Raw genomic sequence first — 338 nt, forward strand, 5'->3', positions numbered from 1 at the left:
CGGGTGACGAGGATGCGGCGGTCAAGGTGGCCGAGGCCTTCCCGGACCGCAAGACCAAGCGGCTGACGGTCAGCCACGCGTTCCACTCGCCGCACATGGACGGGATGCTGGCTGACTTCCGCAAGGTGGCGGAGGGCCTCACCTTCGCCGCCCCGCGTATTCCGGTCGTGTCGAACCTGACCGGTGCCCTGGTCTCGGACGAGATGGGCTCGGCCGAGTTCTGGGTGCGGCACGTCCGTGAGGCGGTCCGTTTCCTGGACGGCATCCGTGTCCTGGAGGCCGCGGGCGTCACGACGTACCTCGAACTCGGTCCGGACGGGGTGCTCTCCGCCCTCGCC

The 338-nt window shown here is 69.8% G+C and carries 1 protein-coding gene; it reads left to right on the top strand.

Features of this window, described 5'->3' with window-relative positions:
* A partial coding sequence (locus ACEPPI_RS40810; protein ID WP_373920285.1) for a hypothetical protein occupies positions 1-338 on the top strand: 338 nt, incomplete at both ends.

Origin of the sequence: Streptomyces sp. AB3(2024), assembly GCF_041862025.1 — a bacterium.
In the GTDB taxonomy this organism is placed as follows: Bacteria; Actinomycetota; Actinomycetes; order Streptomycetales; family Streptomycetaceae; genus Streptomyces.